Annotated in this window: 20 protein-coding genes; 12 read left to right on the plus strand and 8 right to left on the minus strand. The window is 57.7% G+C overall.

Annotated features, from left to right (window positions below; all coding sequences use genetic code 11):
* The first annotated feature begins 48 nt into the window (after positions 1-48).
* Genes IMCC12053_RS11090 through IMCC12053_RS11110 form a run of 5 tightly spaced genes read left to right on the plus strand, consistent with a single transcriptional unit; the run spans position 49 to position 3,169 of the window.
* Positions 49-213: a hypothetical protein gene (locus tag IMCC12053_RS11090; protein ID WP_062219054.1), complete on the plus strand. Its 165-nt coding sequence runs from the start codon at positions 49-51 to the stop codon at positions 211-213.
* Between the two features lie 11 nt (positions 214-224).
* Positions 225-1,409, plus strand: coding sequence for a vWA domain-containing protein (locus IMCC12053_RS11095; protein WP_062219056.1), 1,185 nt, complete (start codon positions 225-227; stop codon positions 1,407-1,409).
* A gap of 60 nt (positions 1,410-1,469) precedes the next feature.
* The gene (locus IMCC12053_RS11100; protein ID WP_062219059.1) at positions 1,470-1,844 is read left to right on the plus strand and encodes a hypothetical protein; all 375 of its coding nucleotides are present in this window, start codon (positions 1,470-1,472) and stop codon (positions 1,842-1,844) included.
* Positions 1,834-2,442 carry a DedA family protein gene (locus IMCC12053_RS11105; protein WP_062219061.1) on the plus strand — a complete coding sequence of 203 codons (609 nt, stop codon included), beginning with the start codon at positions 1,834-1,836 and terminating at the stop codon, positions 2,440-2,442. Before IMCC12053_RS11100 ends, IMCC12053_RS11105 begins: the two co-directional genes overlap by 11 nt.
* 43 nt (positions 2,443-2,485) lie before the next feature.
* The gene (locus tag IMCC12053_RS11110; protein WP_062219064.1) at positions 2,486-3,169 is read left to right on the plus strand and encodes a M48 family metallopeptidase; all 684 of its coding nucleotides are present in this window, start codon (positions 2,486-2,488) and stop codon (positions 3,167-3,169) included.
* Here IMCC12053_RS11110 and IMCC12053_RS11115 read toward each other — a convergent pair.
* From IMCC12053_RS11115 to IMCC12053_RS15850, 3 genes are all read right to left on the minus strand, one after another.
* On the minus strand, positions 3,166-3,708 hold the full coding sequence (locus tag IMCC12053_RS11115) for an RSP_2648 family PIN domain-containing protein (protein WP_062219066.1): 543 nt from the start codon (positions 3,706-3,708) through the stop codon (positions 3,166-3,168). The two genes, IMCC12053_RS11110 and IMCC12053_RS11115, sit on opposite strands and share 4 nt — an antisense overlap.
* Positions 3,705-4,910, minus strand: coding sequence for an RSP_2647 family RNA methyltransferase (locus tag IMCC12053_RS11120; RefSeq protein ID WP_062219068.1), 1,206 nt, complete (start codon positions 4,908-4,910; stop codon positions 3,705-3,707). The genes IMCC12053_RS11115 and IMCC12053_RS11120 overlap by 4 nt, the downstream gene beginning before the upstream one ends.
* A gap of 83 nt (positions 4,911-4,993) precedes the next feature.
* Positions 4,994-5,146: an RSP_7527 family protein gene (locus IMCC12053_RS15850; protein WP_156320747.1), complete on the minus strand. Its 153-nt coding sequence runs from the start codon at positions 5,144-5,146 to the stop codon at positions 4,994-4,996.
* Between the two features lie 453 nt (positions 5,147-5,599).
* On the opposite strand from IMCC12053_RS15850, the gene edd reads away from it, so the two are divergent.
* The 3 genes from edd (at position 5,600) to eda (ending at position 8,897) form a co-directional block, all read left to right on the plus strand.
* The gene (gene edd / locus IMCC12053_RS11125; protein WP_062219070.1) at positions 5,600-7,405 is read left to right on the plus strand and encodes a phosphogluconate dehydratase; all 1,806 of its coding nucleotides are present in this window, start codon (positions 5,600-5,602) and stop codon (positions 7,403-7,405) included.
* Entirely contained in the window at positions 7,324-8,172 is an 849-nt protein-coding gene (locus IMCC12053_RS11130; protein WP_082389083.1) for an alpha/beta fold hydrolase, read from the plus strand. Before edd ends, IMCC12053_RS11130 begins: the two co-directional genes overlap by 82 nt.
* A gap of 83 nt (positions 8,173-8,255) precedes the next feature.
* A complete protein-coding gene (gene eda / locus IMCC12053_RS11135) occupies positions 8,256-8,897 on the plus strand; it encodes a bifunctional 4-hydroxy-2-oxoglutarate aldolase/2-dehydro-3-deoxy-phosphogluconate aldolase (protein ID WP_062219073.1) in 642 nt (213 codons plus the stop codon).
* A gap of 64 nt (positions 8,898-8,961) precedes the next feature.
* Here eda and IMCC12053_RS11140 read toward each other — a convergent pair whose 3' ends face one another.
* The gene (locus IMCC12053_RS11140; protein WP_062219075.1) at positions 8,962-9,252 is read right to left on the minus strand and encodes a hypothetical protein; all 291 of its coding nucleotides are present in this window, start codon (positions 9,250-9,252) and stop codon (positions 8,962-8,964) included.
* Between the two features lie 65 nt (positions 9,253-9,317).
* Entirely contained in the window at positions 9,318-12,104 is a 2,787-nt protein-coding gene (locus tag IMCC12053_RS11145) for a [protein-PII] uridylyltransferase family protein (protein ID WP_062219076.1), read from the minus strand.
* Between the two features lie 101 nt (positions 12,105-12,205).
* Here IMCC12053_RS11145 and IMCC12053_RS11150 point away from each other — a divergent pair, with 101 nt between their 5' ends.
* From IMCC12053_RS11150 to IMCC12053_RS11165, 4 genes are all read left to right on the plus strand, one after another.
* The gene (locus IMCC12053_RS11150; RefSeq protein ID WP_062219077.1) at positions 12,206-12,676 is read left to right on the plus strand and encodes a YbaK/EbsC family protein; all 471 of its coding nucleotides are present in this window, start codon (positions 12,206-12,208) and stop codon (positions 12,674-12,676) included.
* Positions 12,677-12,867: 191 nt separating this feature from the next.
* On the plus strand, positions 12,868-13,314 hold the full coding sequence (locus tag IMCC12053_RS11155) for a DUF2852 domain-containing protein (protein WP_062219078.1): 447 nt from the start codon (positions 12,868-12,870) through the stop codon (positions 13,312-13,314).
* Between the two features lie 113 nt (positions 13,315-13,427).
* Positions 13,428-13,886 (plus strand): RDD family protein, encoded by a 459-nt coding sequence (locus IMCC12053_RS11160; RefSeq protein ID WP_062219079.1) that lies wholly within the window; start codon positions 13,428-13,430, stop codon positions 13,884-13,886.
* Between the two features lie 109 nt (positions 13,887-13,995).
* Entirely contained in the window at positions 13,996-14,850 is an 855-nt protein-coding gene (locus IMCC12053_RS11165; protein WP_062219080.1) for an arginyltransferase, read from the plus strand.
* A gap of 6 nt (positions 14,851-14,856) precedes the next feature.
* On the opposite strand, the gene IMCC12053_RS11170 is transcribed toward IMCC12053_RS11165, so the two are convergent.
* From IMCC12053_RS11170 to IMCC12053_RS11180, 3 genes are all read right to left on the minus strand, one after another.
* The gene (locus IMCC12053_RS11170) at positions 14,857-15,264 is read right to left on the minus strand and encodes a hypothetical protein (protein ID WP_062219082.1); all 408 of its coding nucleotides are present in this window, start codon (positions 15,262-15,264) and stop codon (positions 14,857-14,859) included.
* Positions 15,265-15,421: 157 nt separating this feature from the next.
* Positions 15,422-17,776 carry a TRAP transporter large permease gene (locus IMCC12053_RS11175; RefSeq protein WP_062219084.1) on the minus strand — a complete coding sequence of 785 codons (2,355 nt, stop codon included), beginning with the start codon at positions 17,774-17,776 and terminating at the stop codon, positions 15,422-15,424.
* 102 nt (positions 17,777-17,878) lie between these two features.
* Entirely contained in the window at positions 17,879-18,808 is a 930-nt protein-coding gene (locus IMCC12053_RS11180) for a TRAP transporter small permease subunit (RefSeq protein ID WP_062221234.1), read from the minus strand.
* Between the last annotated feature and the right edge of the window lie 84 nt (positions 18,809-18,892).

Below are 18,892 nucleotides of genomic sequence, written 5' to 3' on the forward strand. Positions count from 1 at the left end.
CATATACTTTGGCGCGATGGACAAACCCCGCTCAATAAGGAGCTAGATATGATCGTCATCGTTCTTTCCATCATCGGCGTAATTGTGGGGTGGCGCACTGCCACCAAACGCAAAGGCGACCTTATGGACAAACTGCAATATGGGGCAGCGTATTTTCTGGCCTTTGCCGTTGCGGGCGTGATCATCACCGTGATCGTCGACCGCTTTATCTAGAGCAACGCGCAATGTTCCTGCCGTTTTTCGAGCGCTTGCGGCGCGAAGGCGTCCCTGTGAGCTTACGCGAATACCTTGCGTTTCTTGAAGGGATGCAGGCGGGACTTGTCACCTATGACCTTGATGGCGTCTATTATTTCGCCCGCGCAGCTATGGTCAAGGACGAGCGCAATCTCGACAAGTTTGACCGCGCTTTTTCTGCTTCTTTTGAGGGGCTTGAGGGACTAAGCTCTAGTGATGTCCTAAGTGCGCTTGATCTGCCTGAGGACTGGTTGCGCCGTGAGGCGGAAAAGTTTCTGTCGCCCGAGGAGCTTGACGAGATCGAGCGCTTGGGCGGGTTCGATAAGCTCATGGAGACCCTCAAACAGCGCCTCAATGAGCAAAAAGAGCGCCACCAAGGTGGCAACAAATGGATCGGCACCGGCGGCACATCACCGTTTGGCGCCTACGGGTCCAACCTCGAGGGCGTGCGCATCGGCCAAGACCGTTCGCGCCACGGCCGCGCGGTCAAAGTCTGGGACAAACGTGACTTTAAAAACCTCGATGACACCGTAGAGCTGGGCACCCGCAACATCAAAGTGGCGATGAAACGTCTGCGCAAATGGGCGCGTGACGGCGCACATGAGGAATTGGACCTTGATGGCACAATCCGCGCCACCGCCGAACACGGATACCTCGACGTCAAAACCCGCCCCGAGCGGCGCAATGCGGTCAAAGTGCTGATGTTCTTTGATATCGGCGGCTCCATGGACGGGCACATAAAAATCGTCGAGGAGCTGTTTTCAGCCGCCCGCACAGAGTTCAAACACCTCGAATACTACTACTTTCACAACTGCCTGTATGAGGGGGTGTGGCGCGACAATGCACGGCGATGGGAGGCGCAAATCCCCACCCGCGAAGTGTTCAATACGTTCGGAAAAGACTACAAAGTGATCTTTGTCGGAGACGCCTCAATGAGCCCCTATGAGATCGCCATGCGCGGTGGCGCCAACGAGCATTGGAACGAGGAGGAAGGCGCACTATGGCTGGCGCGTGCGCGCGAGACATGGCCCGACCATCTGTGGCTCAACCCCGTCCCCGAACATCACTGGGGCTACACACAGTCCATCGCCATGATCCGTGATATTTTTGAGGACCGCATGGTGCCAATGACCCTTGAAGGACTAGAACGCGGGTTTAAAATGCTTGGGAAATAGCATTTAATGCGATGCAACACCGCCCCGCTCACGCCAGCTTTATATGAGATAGCCAAAATCATGATTGCACATATCAAACGCCTTTGGGCCGCAGCCCCGCTTGCCACCGCCGCTGTGTTCGCAGCGTCCGTATTGGCGTTGTTTTTTGTGATCCGCTTGAGTGTTGCCATGGTGTTGTGGGGCAATAGTGACCACCACGAAAAAGAGATCGAGGCGTGGATGACCCCCGGGTTCATTTCCCATGCGTTCAAAGTCCCGCGTGAGATCATTCTGGACGCCGTGGACGCGCCTGTGCCGCCCCCTGCGGGGCGTATGAACCTCGATGAGATCGCCGACTACCGTGGCGTTCCTGTCACCACGCTTTTGGACGCTGCGCGCAGTGCTGTCGACGGTTTTCATGCCGCCCGCACAGACGGGGCGGCGAATGACCGATAGCATATTTGACGCCGTCATCGCTTATGGCATTTGGGGCGTCATGCTCTCCTCGTTCCTGTCGTGTCTGTTGATCCCGATCCCGACCTCGTTGATGATGTTGGCCGCGGGCGCTTTGGCCGCATCTGGTGATCTGGACCTTGCGCCCCTTATTGCGGCGACATTTCTTGGCGCTGTTATGGGCGATCAAACGGGGTTCTTTATAGGACGGACCGGCGGCGCGCGGGTTCTGGCGCGTTTGGGTGCGCGCTCACCCGCACGCAAAGCGGTGATTGCGCGCGCTGAGGCGTTGGTCGAAAGACGTGGCGGTGTTGGTGTGTTTTTCTCGACATGGGCGGTGGCCCCACTTGGCCCTTACGTGAACATTGCCGCAGGTGCCGCGCGTTTGCCATGGATCCGCTTTACCGTGGCGGACATTATGGGCGAGCTGATTTGGGTGAACGTCTACGTCTGGACGGGGTATATCTTTGCGAGCAACATCACCGAAGTCAGTACGTTAATGTCGGATGTGATCGGTCTATTGGTGGCAACCGTTGTTGCCGCAGTTGCACTTTACTGGGCCAAGGGTGTGCTAAAGGCGCAAAAAAACAAGCGCGGCTAAATCACCCCTTTTCACAGCGCCCCCGCGCCCCCATATTCAACCCATGTTGAAGTTCACGCCCATCCTTTTGGCCGTTGTGTATGCGCTCGTCATGTACCGGTTTTCGGTCTGGCGCACCACGCGCGAGTTAAACGAGAAATCTGCCGAACTGGCGGACGCTCAATTGCGACCCGTGTTTGCACGTTTGGCAACGGCGCTCGATCTGCCAAAGGTCAAGGTGCATCTTTATGACATCGAGCCTGTCAACGGTTTGGCGGCGCCTGATGGGCGGGTGTTCATTACGCGCGGGTTTTATCAAAAATTCCGTCAGGGCGAAATCACAGCCGAGGAAATGGCCTCTGTCATTGCCCATGAGTTGGGTCATGTCGCCTTGGGCCATTCACGCCGCCGCATGATCGACTTTTCGGGTCAAAATGCGATCCGCACCGCGTTGGCTATGGTTTTGGGACGGTTTTTACCCGGTATAGGCACCTATATCGCCAATGCTGTCGGATCCCTGTTGGCCGCGCGCCTGTCACGCCAAGATGAATATGAGGCGGACGCCTATGCCTCCGCGTTGATGGTCAAAGCCGGATTTGGCACCGCGCCACAAAAGTCTCTGTTTGTGAAACTGAACACCCTGACGGGGGCCGGCGGGGCCAAACGACCCGAATGGTTCACAAGCCACCCCAAATCAGAAGACCGCATAAAAGCGATAGAAGCCAATGAGGCCAAATGGGGCGTCTAGGCGGTTAGCGCCTTGCCCAGTTTTGGCAAACGCGCCTTTTTGAGCAAAGCACGCATGTCCCACGGCTGACCCGAAAGACGCTCCGCCGTTTGGCGTACCTGCTCGACAGCCTGCGCCACATCCTCGGGGTGATGACTCCAGATTTCCCACAAGAATCCGTCCGGATCGCGGCGCTCTACGCCCTCTTCGGCAAGGACATGTCGGGGGAAATCTTTGGCATTCATGGTCAACAGAATGTCCGCACTGCCCTTAATGGCTGCGGCTAAAACGTGAATATCATTCTCGTCGCTCAGATAAAGACCGCGCTCCAACCCCTCATATTGCGAGACGGAGGACGCGGGCCACGCGGCGCGAACAAGTGCCACTTCACCACGCGCTTGCGCCTCGCCCGTGGGGCCAATTTTACGGGCGGCACGCGCCCATTCTTCCAAAATACGGTCCGACCAAAGGGGGGTAAAATGCCCTTTGGCCGCAACCGATAACAACACTTCGCGCATCACCGTGGGGTAAAGCACACAAGCGTCAAGCAGCACTTTCACGGCATCAGCCGGTAGAACAACGCCTTGAGATAGCCACTTTCGGCCAGTTGCGGCATCAGCGGATGATCGGCACCGGCAAACCCCGTGTGGATCAGTTGTGCAGAGCGCGCCGCGCGACCGATGCCACGGTTACATGCCCCGCGAAACGTATCGAGATCGGCCGCATGTGAACACGAGCACAGACCAAGATATCCGCCCTCTTTGACCAAAGGTGCAGCCATCCGCGCCACGCGTTCATAGGCCCGCAGACCCTTTTCCACGGTATTCTTGGACGGCGCAAACGCGGGCGGATCACAGATCACCACGTCAAACAGCTCACCCTCTTCGCGCAGGGCCGCCATAACGTCAAAGGCATCGCCTTTGCGGGTGACAAACCGATCGGACGCGCCCATCGCATCCGCACCCTGTTCGGCCAAGGCCAATGCAGATGCGGAACTATCAACCGAGACGGCTTGCGCCGCGCCGCTCGCAAGCGACGCCAAGGCGAAACCACCCACATGTGAGAACACGTCCAACACGCGCTTGCCGTTGACCAGACGCTGTGTGAACGCTTGGTTCGGGCGCTGGTCGTAGAACAGGCCTGTCTTTTGACCGCCCATGATATCGGCCATGTAAGTGGCCCCGTTCATCAACACCGGAATTGCGGCGTCGACACTGCCCATGAGAATATCGGTCTTTTCCTCAAGCCCCTCAAGCGAGCGCGCCCGACCTGTGCCGTTCATCACCACCGTGCGCAGGCCCGCCACTTTAGCAAGGGCGGCGCACAACGGCTCGATCATCACATCGGCCCATGCGGCGTTGGGTTGCACCACTGCCGTGTCGCCGAAGCGGTCGATCACCACACCCGGTAGGCCATCGGCCTCGGCATGGACCAAACGGTAGAACGGTTGATCAAACATCGTCTCACGGTGGGCAAGAGCCACGCTCAAGCGGGCTTCGAACCACGTTTGATCAATCACCGCGTCAGGGTCACGGTCAAGAACCCGCGCCACAATGCGCGAATTCGGATTTACGGCCACAAGGGCAAGAAACCGGCGTTCTTCATCCTCAAGGCGCGCAATGCTGCCTGCGGGAATTGATTTCGTGCGGCGGTCCATCACCAGTTCGTTGTCATACACCCAAGGCGCGCCGTGACGGATCGCACGTGCGTTTGATTTGGGCTTGAGACGAATGGTGGAAAAAGAAGAAGAGGGATGCGTCATGCGTCCCTCTTATCTTTGTCTATCGACGTCCGAAAGGGGCAGTCACCCCGTTTGGCTATGTTTCGACAGAATAACTGTCCGAATTAGGCCAGTTTGCCGTTAACAGTCGCTTTGGCGGCGAAACGTGCGCGCACCCATGTTGCGATTGCTTTGCCCATGTTGCGTGCAGCTTCGGCGCGCAGAGCGTGTGCTTTTTGTTCGATGTCAGCGAGAGAGACGTATGTGATATTTTCCATCGGTATAATCCTTTTGGTCCGTTGGTTTCATGTTGGCATCGGGTGGGGCGTCGTTGCGTTGTCTGCTTTGGCGTCCCGCCGTCTGTCCGTTGAATTCAACATAGGTCACACGTTCTGACACAACCAGTGACAGTTACGAATGCCCGCTATGCGCCTGCAGCATTGCTCTTCACAAAAACGCAACACTCTTTCTGCGGCGCGGCAAGTCGACAGGCCATCAAACGCGCCCGTAGCACCACTTCGCCGTCCAGACACATGCGACACTTACGCCGTCATCGCCCATGGACATTTCAGCGCATTTGCGATAGTTAGCGCTAACAAGGCATGGTTTAGCGCTAACGAACCGTGCATAATCGATACGAACAGATACACCGCGCAACACGCCGCTCTGAGGAGCCGACACGTTGCGCATGACCGCACGCACAGTTTACGCACAACTATAAAGGCCCAGACATGTCGCTCAATGCCACCATCGCCGCCGTCACCCAACGCATCATCGACCGCTCCCGCCCCACCCGCGAGGTCTACCTCGCGCGGATGACACAAGCGGCAGAGGACGGCCCCGTGCGTGCGCACCTCACCTGCGGCAACCAAGCACACGCCTATGCAGCAATGGGCGAGGACAAAGCTTCATTGGCGGGCGGACGCGCGCCCAACCTTGGCATCATCACCGCCTACAACGACATGCTATCGGCACATAAACCGTTTGAGAGCTATCCCGACCTGATCCGCGCTGCGGCACGCGAAAGCGGCGGCACGGCGCAAGTTGCAGGCGGCGTACCCGCGATGTGTGATGGCGTCACCCAAGGACAGCCGGGCATGGAGTTGTCACTATTCTCGCGCGACACGATTGCACTTGCTGCCTCTGTCGGACTGTCACACAATTGCTTTGACGCCGCCTTGTACCTTGGGGTCTGTGACAAGATCGTACCGGGTTTGGTGATGGCTGCGGCGACATTCGGCCATGTCCCATCGGTGTTCGTGCCCGCGGGTCCAATGGCCTCGGGTCTGCCCAACGATGAAAAGGCCAAGGTCCGTCAACAATTCGCCACGGGCGAAGTGGGCCGCGACAAATTGATGGAGGCCGAAATGGCCTCGTATCACGGCATCGGCACCTGCACCTTTTACGGCACCGCCAACACCAACCAGATGCTGATGGAGTTAATGGGTCTGCACCTGCCGGGGGCGTCCTTTGTGAACCCAGAGACGGATTTGCGCGATGCACTGACCAAAGCTGCGGCCAAACGCGCGATGGAGATCACCGCCCTTGGCAATGATTTCCGCCCTGCGGGTCACATTCTGGATGAGAAAGCCTTTGTAAACGGGCTTGTCGGCCTGATGGCCACGGGCGGCTCCACCAACCTTGTGTTGCACCTGCCCGCAATGGCGCGTGCCGCAGGGATCATCCTTGATCTGCAAGATTTCTCCGACATTTCCGAAGTCACCCCGCTGATGGCAAAGGTTTATCCTAACGGATTGGCCGATGTGAACCATTTCCACGCGGCGGGCGGTCTGGGCTATATGATCGGCGAATTGCTTGGCGCGGGTCTCTTGCATGAGGATGTCAAAACCATCGCGGGGGACGGGCTTGGCCTGTATACCAAAGAGCCAAAACTCAAGAACGGCGAGATTGTATTCGAAGAGGGCACCACAGTTAGCCTGAACGACAAAATCCTGCGCCCTGTGACGGATGCGTTCCAAACAACGGGCGGCCTAAAAGAGCTGAAAGGCAACATCGGACGTGGCGTGATGAAAGTCTCCGCCGTGGCCCCCGAGCGCCGCATTGTCGAGGCGAAAGCCCGCGTGTTCCACGATCAGCGCGATGTCAAACCCGCGTTCCAAGCGGGAGAATTTACCGAGGACACGGTTGTGGTTGTCCGGTTCCAAGGGCCACGCGCCAACGGGATGCCCGAGCTGCACTCGCTCACACCCACGCTAGCCGTATTGCAAGATCGCGGGTTGAAAATTGCACTTGTCACTGACGGGCGCATGTCGGGCGCATCGGGCAAAGTGCCTGCCTGTATCCACGTCTCACCCGAGGCTCTTGCAGGCGGCGCTATTGCCAAAATCCGTGACGGCGACATGGTGCGCGTCGATGCCGTGGCCGGCACGCTCGAAGTGCTTGAAGAGGGGTTTGATGCTCGCGAGCCCGCGACTGCCGATCTGTCCGCAAATGCATTTGGCATTGGCCGCGAGTTGTTCGACATCTTCCGCCAGAACGCGGGCAACGCCACCGAAGGCGCGGCCTCCATCCTGTGACAACGCCCTGTGCACCCTCATCGATCCTGTTTTACCACGGATTGCCCGGTGCGCCCTCTGATCGCACACTCTTGTCAACCACCGCCCCGACCGAGGCGGTGGATTGGCTGGCCGCATTGCACACAGATGCGCCGTTCGAGACTGCCATTTGCGCACAATTCGAGCGGCTCACACAGGACCGCGATCCTGTTCATTTGATCGGCTTCTCCCTTGGGGCCATGGCCGTTTTAACACTTGCAGCCCGCCACCCCACGCGTGTCTCCCGTGTCACGCTCATTTCCCCCGCAGGTCCGTGGGCTGACGGCGCGTTTGGTGATCAAATGGCGGGCGCACCCGTCTTTCGCGCGGCGCGCCGCTCACGACCACGCCTGACCCTCTTGGCTGTCGCACAGATGACGTGGCTGCGCTTTGCCCCTGATCTATTCCTGCGCACAGTGTTCAAATCGGCACACAGCACCGAACGCGCCCTGATCGCTATGCCTGCTCTGCGTATACATATTGTCGACGGCTACGCGCGGATGTTTGCCACCCATTTGCACGCCTATGTGCGCGCCCTGCGCCATTATGCCTGTGCATGGACCCCAACCACCCTGCCCGCGCATATCCCCGTGGACCTCATTCAGGGCACCAAAGACACATGGACGCCGCCGGATATGGCGCGTGATCTTGCCGCGCGCCTTGGCCCCCAGACCCATCTGACATGGATCGATGATGCGGGGCATTATGGCGCGCTCACCGCACTCACAGACGGGCCGATGCCTGGGTGAGCCGTGATCGTGCCCCCTTGACCCAGACGCCCCTTTGGGGTTGTTAGGGCTAACAGTTCCCCATTTGTGCGAAAGGATCCGCCATGACCCCGCAGGACGCCAGTCTGAAAGCCGCCGCAGTTTGTGCGCTCGCCCCCGTTGTTCCCGTTCTCGTGGTCAACGATGTGGCCCATGCCCGCCCGCTTGCCGAGGCGCTTGTCGCCGGTGGCTTGCCCGCTCTTGAGGTCACATTGCGCACGCCCTGCGCGCTTGACGTGATCCGCGAGATGGCAAAGGTTGAGGGCGGCGTGGTCGGTGCAGGTACGCTGCTGACCCCCGCCGATGTCGCCGCCGCGATTGCTGCGGGCGCTAAGTTTGGCGTCTCCCCGGGTGTCACAGACAGGCTACTAGACGCGTGCGAAGCGCAAGACCTGCCACTTTTGGCGGGCACCTCCACGGCGTCTGATGTCATGAAACTGCTTGAGCGCGGATATACCGTTGCCAAGTTCTTTCCCGCCGAGGCCAATGGCGGCGCACCTGCGCTCAAAGCCATCGGTGGACCACTGCCACAGATGAAGTTTTGCCCAACGGGCGGCATTTCACTAAAAAACGCCAATGATTACCTTAGCTTGTCAAACACGTTGTGCGTGGGCGGCTCGTGGGTGGCCCCAAATGATCTGGTCGTCAAAGGCGATTGGAAAGCGATTGAGGAACTGGCCCGCGAGGCCGCAAGCCTGTCGCGCTAATCTATATCGCACCTATCGACACAAAACGGGCGCTGTTATCAGCGTCCGTTTTTATATGCGGGTGTTAGACGCCGCGCCGCGCGCGAGAGCCGCCACGCCGCCCTTGTGGGCCATGCAGCTTGCCCAATCCATCCGTCAAGACAAGCGTCATCGGATGATCCGCCATGCCGCGCCCGCCGTAGACCGCCAACAGGCGACGAATGGCGATGGATGGCTCAAGCTTTGGATCGAGTTTGATGGCCCAGTCGAGAAAGATCGACCGTGCTTCGGACAGGCCCAACCCCTCAATCCGGTAGGATTCACGGATCAATCCACCGGGATCAAGATCAGGGTCAACATCAAGACGCTCAGACATGCGGGCACTTTCTATGAGGGTGGCACACAAAACTCACATATGCCGTAGCGCGCAGATAGTACGCCCTACGCGGGTGGGCAAGGGGCGGCACGCGCAAGGATCGCATCAAGCATCTGTGCGGCCGCCTCACAGGTTGTGGCAACCTCGCGCGCCAGATCATCCATCGTCTCAACGGCATTGGAGCGACACAGGAACGCGCGCCCGCCCTCGCCCACAGCATCCGGATCAAGCATCCCACCCGTCAAAAGCCGCGCCGCTGATTGCAACTGCCACGTCATGCGGTAGGCCGCGCTCAACGCCACGGCCTCGCTATGCGTCAACCATCCCAAATCAGCCCCCGCCTCGAGTTGCGCATAGATGTTTTGTGCGGGCGTTCCCGACAAAAGTGCGGCTGTCTCTGCGACCAGTTCGATGTCCATCATCCGACCGCGACCGTTCTTAGGATCCCATGTCGCGCCTGGTTTCGCCTCGGTGAGGCGGCGACGCATATCTTGGGTGTCGCGGCGTATATCCACCTCTGCTTTAGGCCGCGAAAATAAGGTGGTGCGAAACGCCTCCACATCCGCCATCAACGCGGCCTCGCCCGCCACAGGTGTGGCGCGGGTCAAGGCCAGATGCTCCCACACCCACGCTTGGGTCTCTTGGTAGCTTTTGAACGCATCAAGGGAGGTCGCAACTGGCCCTTGTTTGCCCGATGGACGCAACCGCATATCCACCTCGTACAGCCGCCCCTCGGAGGTTTGTGCGGTAATTGCAGTGATCAGAGCTTGGGTGAAGCGCGCATAATACGTCCTTGATTGCAAAGGACGCCTACCCTCGGAGGTATCAACCCCAGCGGCATCATAGATCACGATCATATCCAGATCGGAGGCCGCCGTCAGACGTCCCGCGCCAAGCGAGCCCATGCCCAAAACCATCGCACCACGCCCCGGAGCGTCACCGTGTTTGCGTGCAAATTCGGCCACCACACAGGGATATAAAACGGCCACAGATGCACGCGCCAACGCCGCATATTGCTCACCAGCCTCATCCGCCGTGATCAGCCCGCGCAACTGATGCACACCAATGCGAAAATGCCATTCCTTGGCCCAACGGCGCGAGGCGTTCAGTTGGTTTTCGTAGTCGTCTATACGCGCCAAGTGACGCGCCAAATCGGCCTCCAATGCGGACGGCTCGGGCCAAGGCGCAAAGAAATCACCCCCGATAACAGCGTCCAACACATCCGCATTGCGTGAGAGATACTGTGCCAGATGCGGGGCCACCGACACGATATCGAGAAACAGATCCACCAGTGGCGGATTGGCCTCAAACAGCGAGAACACTTGCACCCCTGCGGGCAGTTGTTTGAGAAAACCGTCAAAATGGGTGAGCGCCTCGACGGGGCGGTCAAGCTTTTGCACCCGTGCCAAAAGGTCGGGCTTCAAGCGGTCGAAAATCTCTTGGGCGCGCTCGGAGCGCAAGGAGGGATAGGTTGACCACCGCGCCGTGATTTCGCGCAATTCGTGTGGCAACTCCGGCGCTTGCACGGTGTCGGAGGGTGCAAAGAACTCTTCGGTGAGCGCATGAACCCGCTCACAGCGCTGTGCAATATCAGCGCGCATAGCATCCGTATCCGCCCCCATCAACGCGGCCAGCCGGTCAAATTCGAGCGGCGTGACAGGCAAGCTATGGGTTTGCTGGTCGCGCAGCATTTGCAACCTGTGTTCCACTTCGCGGTGGGCCGTGTAATCGTCGGTCAGCGTGCGCGCCACATCCGCCTCAACCCATCCCTTTTGCGACAATGCCCCAAGCGCCTCAACGGTACCACGCATCCGCAATTCCCGGTCACGCCCCCCCGCGATCAACTGACGGGTTTGGGCAAAAAACTCGATCTCGCGGATACCGCCCAGCCCCAGCTTCATGTTGTGACCCTCAAGGGCAAACGCACCGCCAAGCCCCTTATGCTGTCGAATTTTCAACCGCATATCGTGAGTTTCCTGAATGGCATGGAAATCAAGATGCTTGCGCCAAACGAAGGGTGTCAAATGCTCCAAGAACCGCGTGCCTGCCGCAATGTCGCCGGATGCGGCGCGGGCCTTGATAAAGGCGGCGCGCTCCCATGTGCGCCCCACGCTTTCGTAATATCGCTCGGCGGCGTCCATCGCGAAACAAACGGGTGTGACACTCGGGTCGGGGCGCAGGCGCAAATCCGTGCGAAAAACATACCCCTCGCCCGTCAAATCCGACAAGGACGCCATCGCGCGGCGCGTGGCACGGATATAGGCGGCGCGCGCCTCCATCTGATCCGCCCCGTCAAAGCGGGTCTCGTCAAACAAACAGATCAGGTCAATATCGGAGGAGTAATTCAGCTCCCCCGCCCCTTGCTTGCCCATGGCCAGTGCGACAACACCCCCGCATGTCTCGATATCATCCGCATTCTGTCCCGGCACTTTTCCACGGGTAATCTCGCGGGCGATATGCGCGCGCAAGGCCACATGAGTGGCGGTATCAGCCAAATCAGACAGCGCACCCGTGACCTGAGACAGCGCCCAGATGCCGCCCAAATCACATAGCGCGGCCATCAACGCGATGCGGCGTTTGGCTTGACGCAATCCACCGTCGATCTGATCAAAAGGCAGCTCGGAAATACGCGCCAACTCATCGCGCACCGCGCGCTCTGGATCATCAAGCGCCTCAGGCAGCCATGCCGCCTCGCGCAGCACCAATCCATGCAAATAGGGGGCCGAGCCCGCAGCCCCCGCGACCAACGCCGCCAGATCGCCCGACAAAGACGGCACCACGCCAAGGGCATCAGCGCCCCGATCCACCTCAAAGGCGCGGGGCAAACGGGTGATACGCGAAACAGTCGACATGGTGAGCCTCATTCTATTTGTGTGGCCCTCAACAAACGGTGTGGCGCGCCCTTGTGCAAGATCAAATCGAATGACAAATTACGCCCAAAAGGAATTGCCCCATGTCCAAAAGCCTCAAACGTGTGACCCAAGCTCTGAGTGAGGCTGCACTCCCCTGTGACATACTGGAAATGGATGGCGAGACGCGCACTGCCGCACAGGCCGCTGAACAGGCGGGGTGCCTGCTTGACCAGATTGCAAAATCGATCATCTTTCAAGGCACGGATAGCGGCACGGTGTATCTGTTCGTCACCGCCGGCGGCAATATGGTCGACGCGGACAAAGCGGCACACCTCACAGGCGAGCCATTGGGGCGCGCGGACGGTAAAACAGTGCGCGCGGTGACAGGTTTTGCGATTGGTGGCGTCTCCCCCGTTGGACATCTAAGCCCGCCGCACTCCTATTTTGATCCGCGCCTTGATGATTTTGATACGATTTGGGCCGCTGCCGGCACCCCGCGCCATATATTTGCAATCCGACCGGCGGATTTATTGCGTATTTCGGGCGCAAAACAGGCGGATTTTACGGCCTAGCGGGTGAAATTCCTCGCGGCCAGATACGAAATATCATAAAATTTTTCACTCTAAGATACTCAAATAAAATAATATAAAAAGTAAATGTAAAAAACATTTACATAAAGGCTTGTAGGTCACACACACTCCACCCATATCGGTAATGTGAAAGACATTAACTTTAACATCACACCGAAAGAGAAAGAACCACGATGACCTATACCGCATCCTCACACACTGCCCTTGACGCGCGTCCCGGCTTTTTGCGCCGTTGCGAAATGTGGCTCGACGACAAAGGCAAAGGTGCCTGGATCGCGGCCACGGTCATGGGATTTATCTTTGTCTGGCCCGTTGGCCTCGCACTTCTCGCCTATATGATTTGGGGTAAAAAAATGTCCAGCTGTTCAAAACGATCCAACCACCACAACTTCCGCCGTCACGCGGGCTACGCCATGAAATCGTCCGGAAATTCCGCGTTTGACGCCTACAAGGCCGAAACCCTGCGCCGCCTCGAAGAGGAACAAGGCAGCTTTGAAGCCTTCCTCGACCGTCTACGCGCCGCCAAGGACAAAGCCGAATTCGACCAGTTCATGGATGACCGCACGACCAAGGCACAGACTGAAACCGATGTCGAAGCGACCAACAAAGAAGACGTATAACGACACCATAGTCGCGCCGCCCGTACCGTGTCATCCGTGACGCTGTGCGGGCGGCCAATTGACAAACACGGGTAAAACACCCACTTCGAGCGTGAGAAAGTGAGACATAGCCGATGAGCCATATTGACCAAGACATTTGGGGCCTCCCCGACCCTGTGAGCCAAGCAGGCTTTTACGACAGCGTCCCGACCAAGCGTCTATTGGCGTTTGTGGTCGACTTGATCATCATTGTCGTTCTATCCGCGCTTGTTGTTCCGCTTACCGCATTTACCGGTATCTTCTTTTTCCCGTTTATCGTTGCGGTGGTGAGTTTTGCCTACCGTGTCGTCACCATCGCCAACGGGTCGGCCACATTGGGGATGCGCCTCATGGGGATCGAGTTTCGCACGTCAAAGGGCGAGCGCTTTGATCTTGGCTATGCCCTCTTGCACACGTTGATGTTTACCGCATGGGGATTGATGTTCATCGTCCAAGTTGCCTCTGTCATTTTGATGCTGACCACGGCGCGCAAACAAGGATTGACCGATCTCATCCTCGGCACCGCAGCGATCAACCGCCCCTCACGGTTTTAGTCAGTTGGATTTGACCTACCGTAGGGCTTGGCGTAGCACGCGATTTTGGATAGTCTTGGCGTAATACACCGTTTTCCTTGGTTTTTGGGTCACAGATACTCGTTCGTTCATGCGTCATTCCTTGCCTCTAGCCCCGCAATTCTACGTGACGGCGCCGCAACCCTGTCCATATCTGGACGGGCGGATGGAGCGCAAATTGTTCACCGCATTGCAAGGTGACACCGCTGAAAAGCTCAACGATGCGCTGTCCAAACAGGGGTTTCGTCGGTCGCAAAACGTGCTGTATCGCCCGACCTGTGTGGATTGTGCCGCCTGTATGTCGGCGCGTATTCGTGTGGCGGATTTCAAACCCTCCAAAAGCCAACGCCGTGTCAGCAACAAAAACGCGTATCTCAAACGTGCCTCCACCGCACCATGGGCCACCGAGGCCCAGTTCGATCTGTTTCGTACCTATCTGGAAACGCGCCACGCCGATGGCGGGATGGCCGATATGGATGTGTTCGAATTCGCCGCGATGATCGAGGAAACGCCGATCCGTACGCGTATCATCGAATACTATACCCCGTCACAAGGCGGGCAGCCGCGTGAATTGGTGGCGACCTGTTTAACCGACCTGCTCGATGATGGCGTGTCGATGGTCTATTCTTTCTATAATCCCGATTTTGTCAAAGATAGCATAGGCACCTACATTATTCTCGACCATATCGACATCGCCCGCGAGGCCGGATTCCCCTATGTCTATTTAGGATACTGGGTGCCTGGCTCGGCAAAGATGGGGTACAAAGCGCGCTTTTCCGGCCTGGAAGTCTACCGCAATGGCGAGTGGGAGCCACTCGCCCCCGAGTCCGATTATGTCGCCGAGTTGCACCCGCTCGAGAACGAGCCGATTGCGAGCCAAGTGGCGCAAATCAAACTACCAGAGACATTTACGGCCCGCCCGTCCATCTCGCCTACCGAGGACTGAACGCGCTCAATGGTACGGCACGGCCAAGGCATCGACCCGCGCCAACATCCGCACCAAAAGCCCCAATTGTTCCGCCAGTGACACCGCAATCGGGGCGACCTGTGCGCGGATCATCAAGAGCGCCATAAGTGTCGCATCTTCGCGCTGACCGTCTGCGGCAAGGCGCACGAATTGCACAAACACCGCCTCATCCGCCCCCACGCAATTGCACGATTTAGAATGCGACAACAACGGACGTCGTCCGTGTGAGTGAAACAGGCTTAACAACTGCCCTGAGACATGGGCAATGTCGCCGTCACGCCGCACTTCAGGTTCGCCGCGAAACAGCGAGACGAGAAAGCGGTCTTCGGCGGGGAGCGCATCGAACGCGCCGACCGTGGCGGCCCCTAAGGACAGGCTGTGTTGAAATGACATAAGACCCTCATAAACTAGTGTGCGATTGGGCGCGATTTCAACACGCGCTCTTTTCTTATTGTTTTTGTCAGATATAAAATCAAGTCAAAAAGAAACGGCCCCGCGATTTAGGCGGGGCCGTTTTTAAGGTGTTCTCGTGGCGCGGACCCTGCCGGTGTTAGTGACCGATCAGATTGGGCACGATCGTCACAATAGACGGGAACATCCACAGCGTCCCGATACCCACCACTTGGATCAACACAAACGGGATGATGCCGCGATAGATGTGGCCGGTGGTGACTTCCTTGGGGGCGACACCGCGCAGATAGAACAGCGCAAAGCCAAACGGCGGTGTGAGGAACGAGGTCTGAAGGTTCACAGCGATCATGATCGTCACCCATTTAGGGTCCATCGTGCCGCCGTAAATCACGGGGCCAACGATCGGCACCACGATGTAGATGATCTCCAAGAAATCGAGCACAAAACCGAGCACAAAGAGCACCGCCATCACGATCAAGAACACCGTGAACTCGTTGTCGAACGAGCGCAGGAAGCTTTGAATATAGTGCTCGCCGCCAAAGGAGATGACCACAAGGTTGAGCAATTGCGAGCCGATCAGGATGGTAAACACCATCGAGGTCACTTTCGCCGTTTCGCGCACCACAATGCCCAGAGTGCCGTCTTTGAGCAGCACGTAACAGGCGTAGAGAATACCGAACATGGCAAAGTAATAGGCACCCAGAGCAACAAAATAGGCCACCCAATCCTCAAACGGCACATCGCCGCGTCCCATCCGCAAATCAAAGTTGGAGCCAACGAGGATCATCACGATAATGGAGAAGGCTCCACCAAGGATGATTTTGCTCATTTTGTGTTGGTCCGCGAGTTTGCGGTACGCCGCAAGCAAGAGCGCACCACCGGCCCCGAGACCCGCCGCAGGTGTCGGGTTGGTCACACCCCCAAGGATGGACCCAAGCACCGCAACGATGAGCACCAACGGCGGGAACACCACACGGAACAATTCGTTTTTGCTCAGGTTGATCGCTGCCTGTTTCATTCCATAGGCAATCGCCGCGAACGGGATCGCATACAAAACAAAGGACGTGCCATGGCTCATCAACGGGCCAACAAACAGCGCATCGATGATCAAAACGCCCAAGACCCCCAGAACACCGACCAACAGCTTTTTGGGATCCCCCATCGGGGCGACACCGCGACCCAACGACAACACAAGGCCCAGCAGCGCCATGATGACCAAAAGACCTGTGCCAAGTTTCGGCGCGGTCTTAACCGCCTCACGTGTCAGTGTTTCGATTTCCTCGGCCGTCCGCTCGACGGAGAGTTTTGCACCGCCAGAGGCCTCAATCGCCGCTTGCTCGGCTACTGCCGTGGCCCATGCCTCATCGCCGTGCAACTCGATCATTGCCGCTTCGCAAGTCTCGGAGACATTGGTGCGCAAGGAGGCTGTGGCCCCGCTGTCGGTGAACTGGTTCACGTGGATGGATTGCGAGCCGGACAGACCGGTTTGTGCCGCCATGATAACGCCACCGATGATCAACACAGGCACCGCGAGGAACCACAATAGGCCATCACGGCGCGGGATCACATCGTGCGACGTGTGCTCAAGATGCACAGGGGGCGCTTTGTGTGGGTTGAACATCGCATAGGTGAACGCGTAGGCGGCATAGAGGAAGGCAAGCATGATCCCCGGCAACATCGCCGCTTGGAACAAGGTGCCAACGGATACCACCGCAGGCTCGCCAAGGTATGTGAGCGCGTCAGAACAACCCACCGATTGCGCCCGCGCCTCTTGTGCCGCGGAATACAGATCGCCCGCAAGCGTGCCGAGCAAAACAATCACAATGGACGGCGGAATGATCTGGCCCAAGGTGCCGGAAGCCGCAATCACACCCGTCGCCAGTTCGGGCGAATAGTTGTGGCGCAACATAGTGGGCAAGGACAACAGACCCATGGTGACAACGGTCGCGCCCACGATGCCTGTGGACGCCGCAAGGAAAGCCCCAACGATAACAACCGACACGGCCAAACCACCGGGCAACGGACCAAACACCCGCGCCATTGTGGTCAAAAGGTCGTTCGCGATCTTGGAACGCTCAAGCACGATCCCCATCATTACAAACATCAACACGGCCAAGAGCGTCTCGATCGAGGCCCCTGCAAACACACGCTCGTTCATCCGGTTGACGATAAAGGACAGATTGCGGTCAACCGCCTGTTCCCACCCGTTTGGAAACAACGGTTCGGCATAAAGGGGCAGATCAGGGAACCTGAAGTGCGAGATATTGACGGGATTCACGCCACTGCTCACCAGATCACGATAGGCTTGCGATCCTGTATCAATGGCTTGGTGGACGAGAATACCCGCCCCGTCCAATGCCGCGATGATCCCAAAGGACAAAAGACCCGCGCCACCAATGGCAAACGCCACGGGAAAGCCGGTGAGAATTCCGCTGAACAGGCAGAGGAATACGATGATGAGGCCGATTTCTACGCCATCAAGTCCAAAAATCATGTGTCTATTCCTTCGCCGCGAGGTCAGGGATCGCGTGGTCGTGTGTGGCTAGGTGAGCGGCGCAAACCGCCAGTATCGGTGTGGTCGGACAGTTGGCCATAATCAATGCGTCCCCTCAAAGGCTTCTTCGCCTGCGCCAAGTGTATCTTTGTCGAGGTATTTACCCGCACTTTCCTCGCCTTCGATCATCTCCAGATAGGAGCGATAGAAAAAGGCGATCGCTTGTAAAATCACCAAGGTCAAAAACGCGAGGATCAGGATTTTAAAGAGGAAATAACCGTTAAAGCCGTTGGCCGAAAACGATACGGTTTCGACGTTCCATTTCACGATCCGCGATTTCATCAGCATCCGGTCAAGCGCGTCAGAGGCCGAGACTTTGGGCGTGATCAGGTGACGCCACAGGAAAAACCACGCATACATCCATGTCAGCATCGCCACGGGCAACATAAAGAACAATGCACCGAACATGTCGATCATGCGCTTCACACGGTGGCTCACACCTGCATACACAAGGTCGACGCGCACATGGCTGCCTTGGATAAATGCGTAGGAGACGCATAGCGACACCACGAGGGCGTTCTCGAATTTGAGGCTCTCGGAGAACCAGCCAACGGATTGGGTAAAGCCCGTGCCAAACGGCGCGATGTTAATCTCACCAAGACGAAAGATGGATTGCAAAAACACGACCATGATCTGTTGCAAGACCATGAGCAAACCCGCCCATGCCGCCACACGTCCCACGGTATTGTTGATCTTTTCGAGGCCGCGCACCAATGCCCACAAGAGCGGACGGTGGAAAAAGCCGATGACCGTTAGCACGATCACCAGATCGAGGAACACAAACAAAAGCTCGTTTGAGCCGCCGTAGTACACAAAGCGTAAAAGGCTTTCTTTGTTCGACCAATCGAGCCATGCCGACGGGTTCAAAATGGCCTGTAGTATATGCCAGAACCCAAGACCCAAATTGACGAACAACGCCAATATGCCGTCGAATACGAGTTCGAAAAAGCCACGTGTTGCTTGCTCTTCCATGTCTGAGGTGTCCCCTTCCCAAACCGTTTTGGCCATACAGACGCGTCCATAAATACGGCACATCTACAGGGCGAAAACGGTGTT

The sequence above is a fragment of the Celeribacter marinus genome (assembly GCF_001308265.1).
In the GTDB taxonomy this organism is placed as follows: Bacteria; Pseudomonadota; Alphaproteobacteria; order Rhodobacterales; family Rhodobacteraceae; genus Celeribacter; species Celeribacter marinus.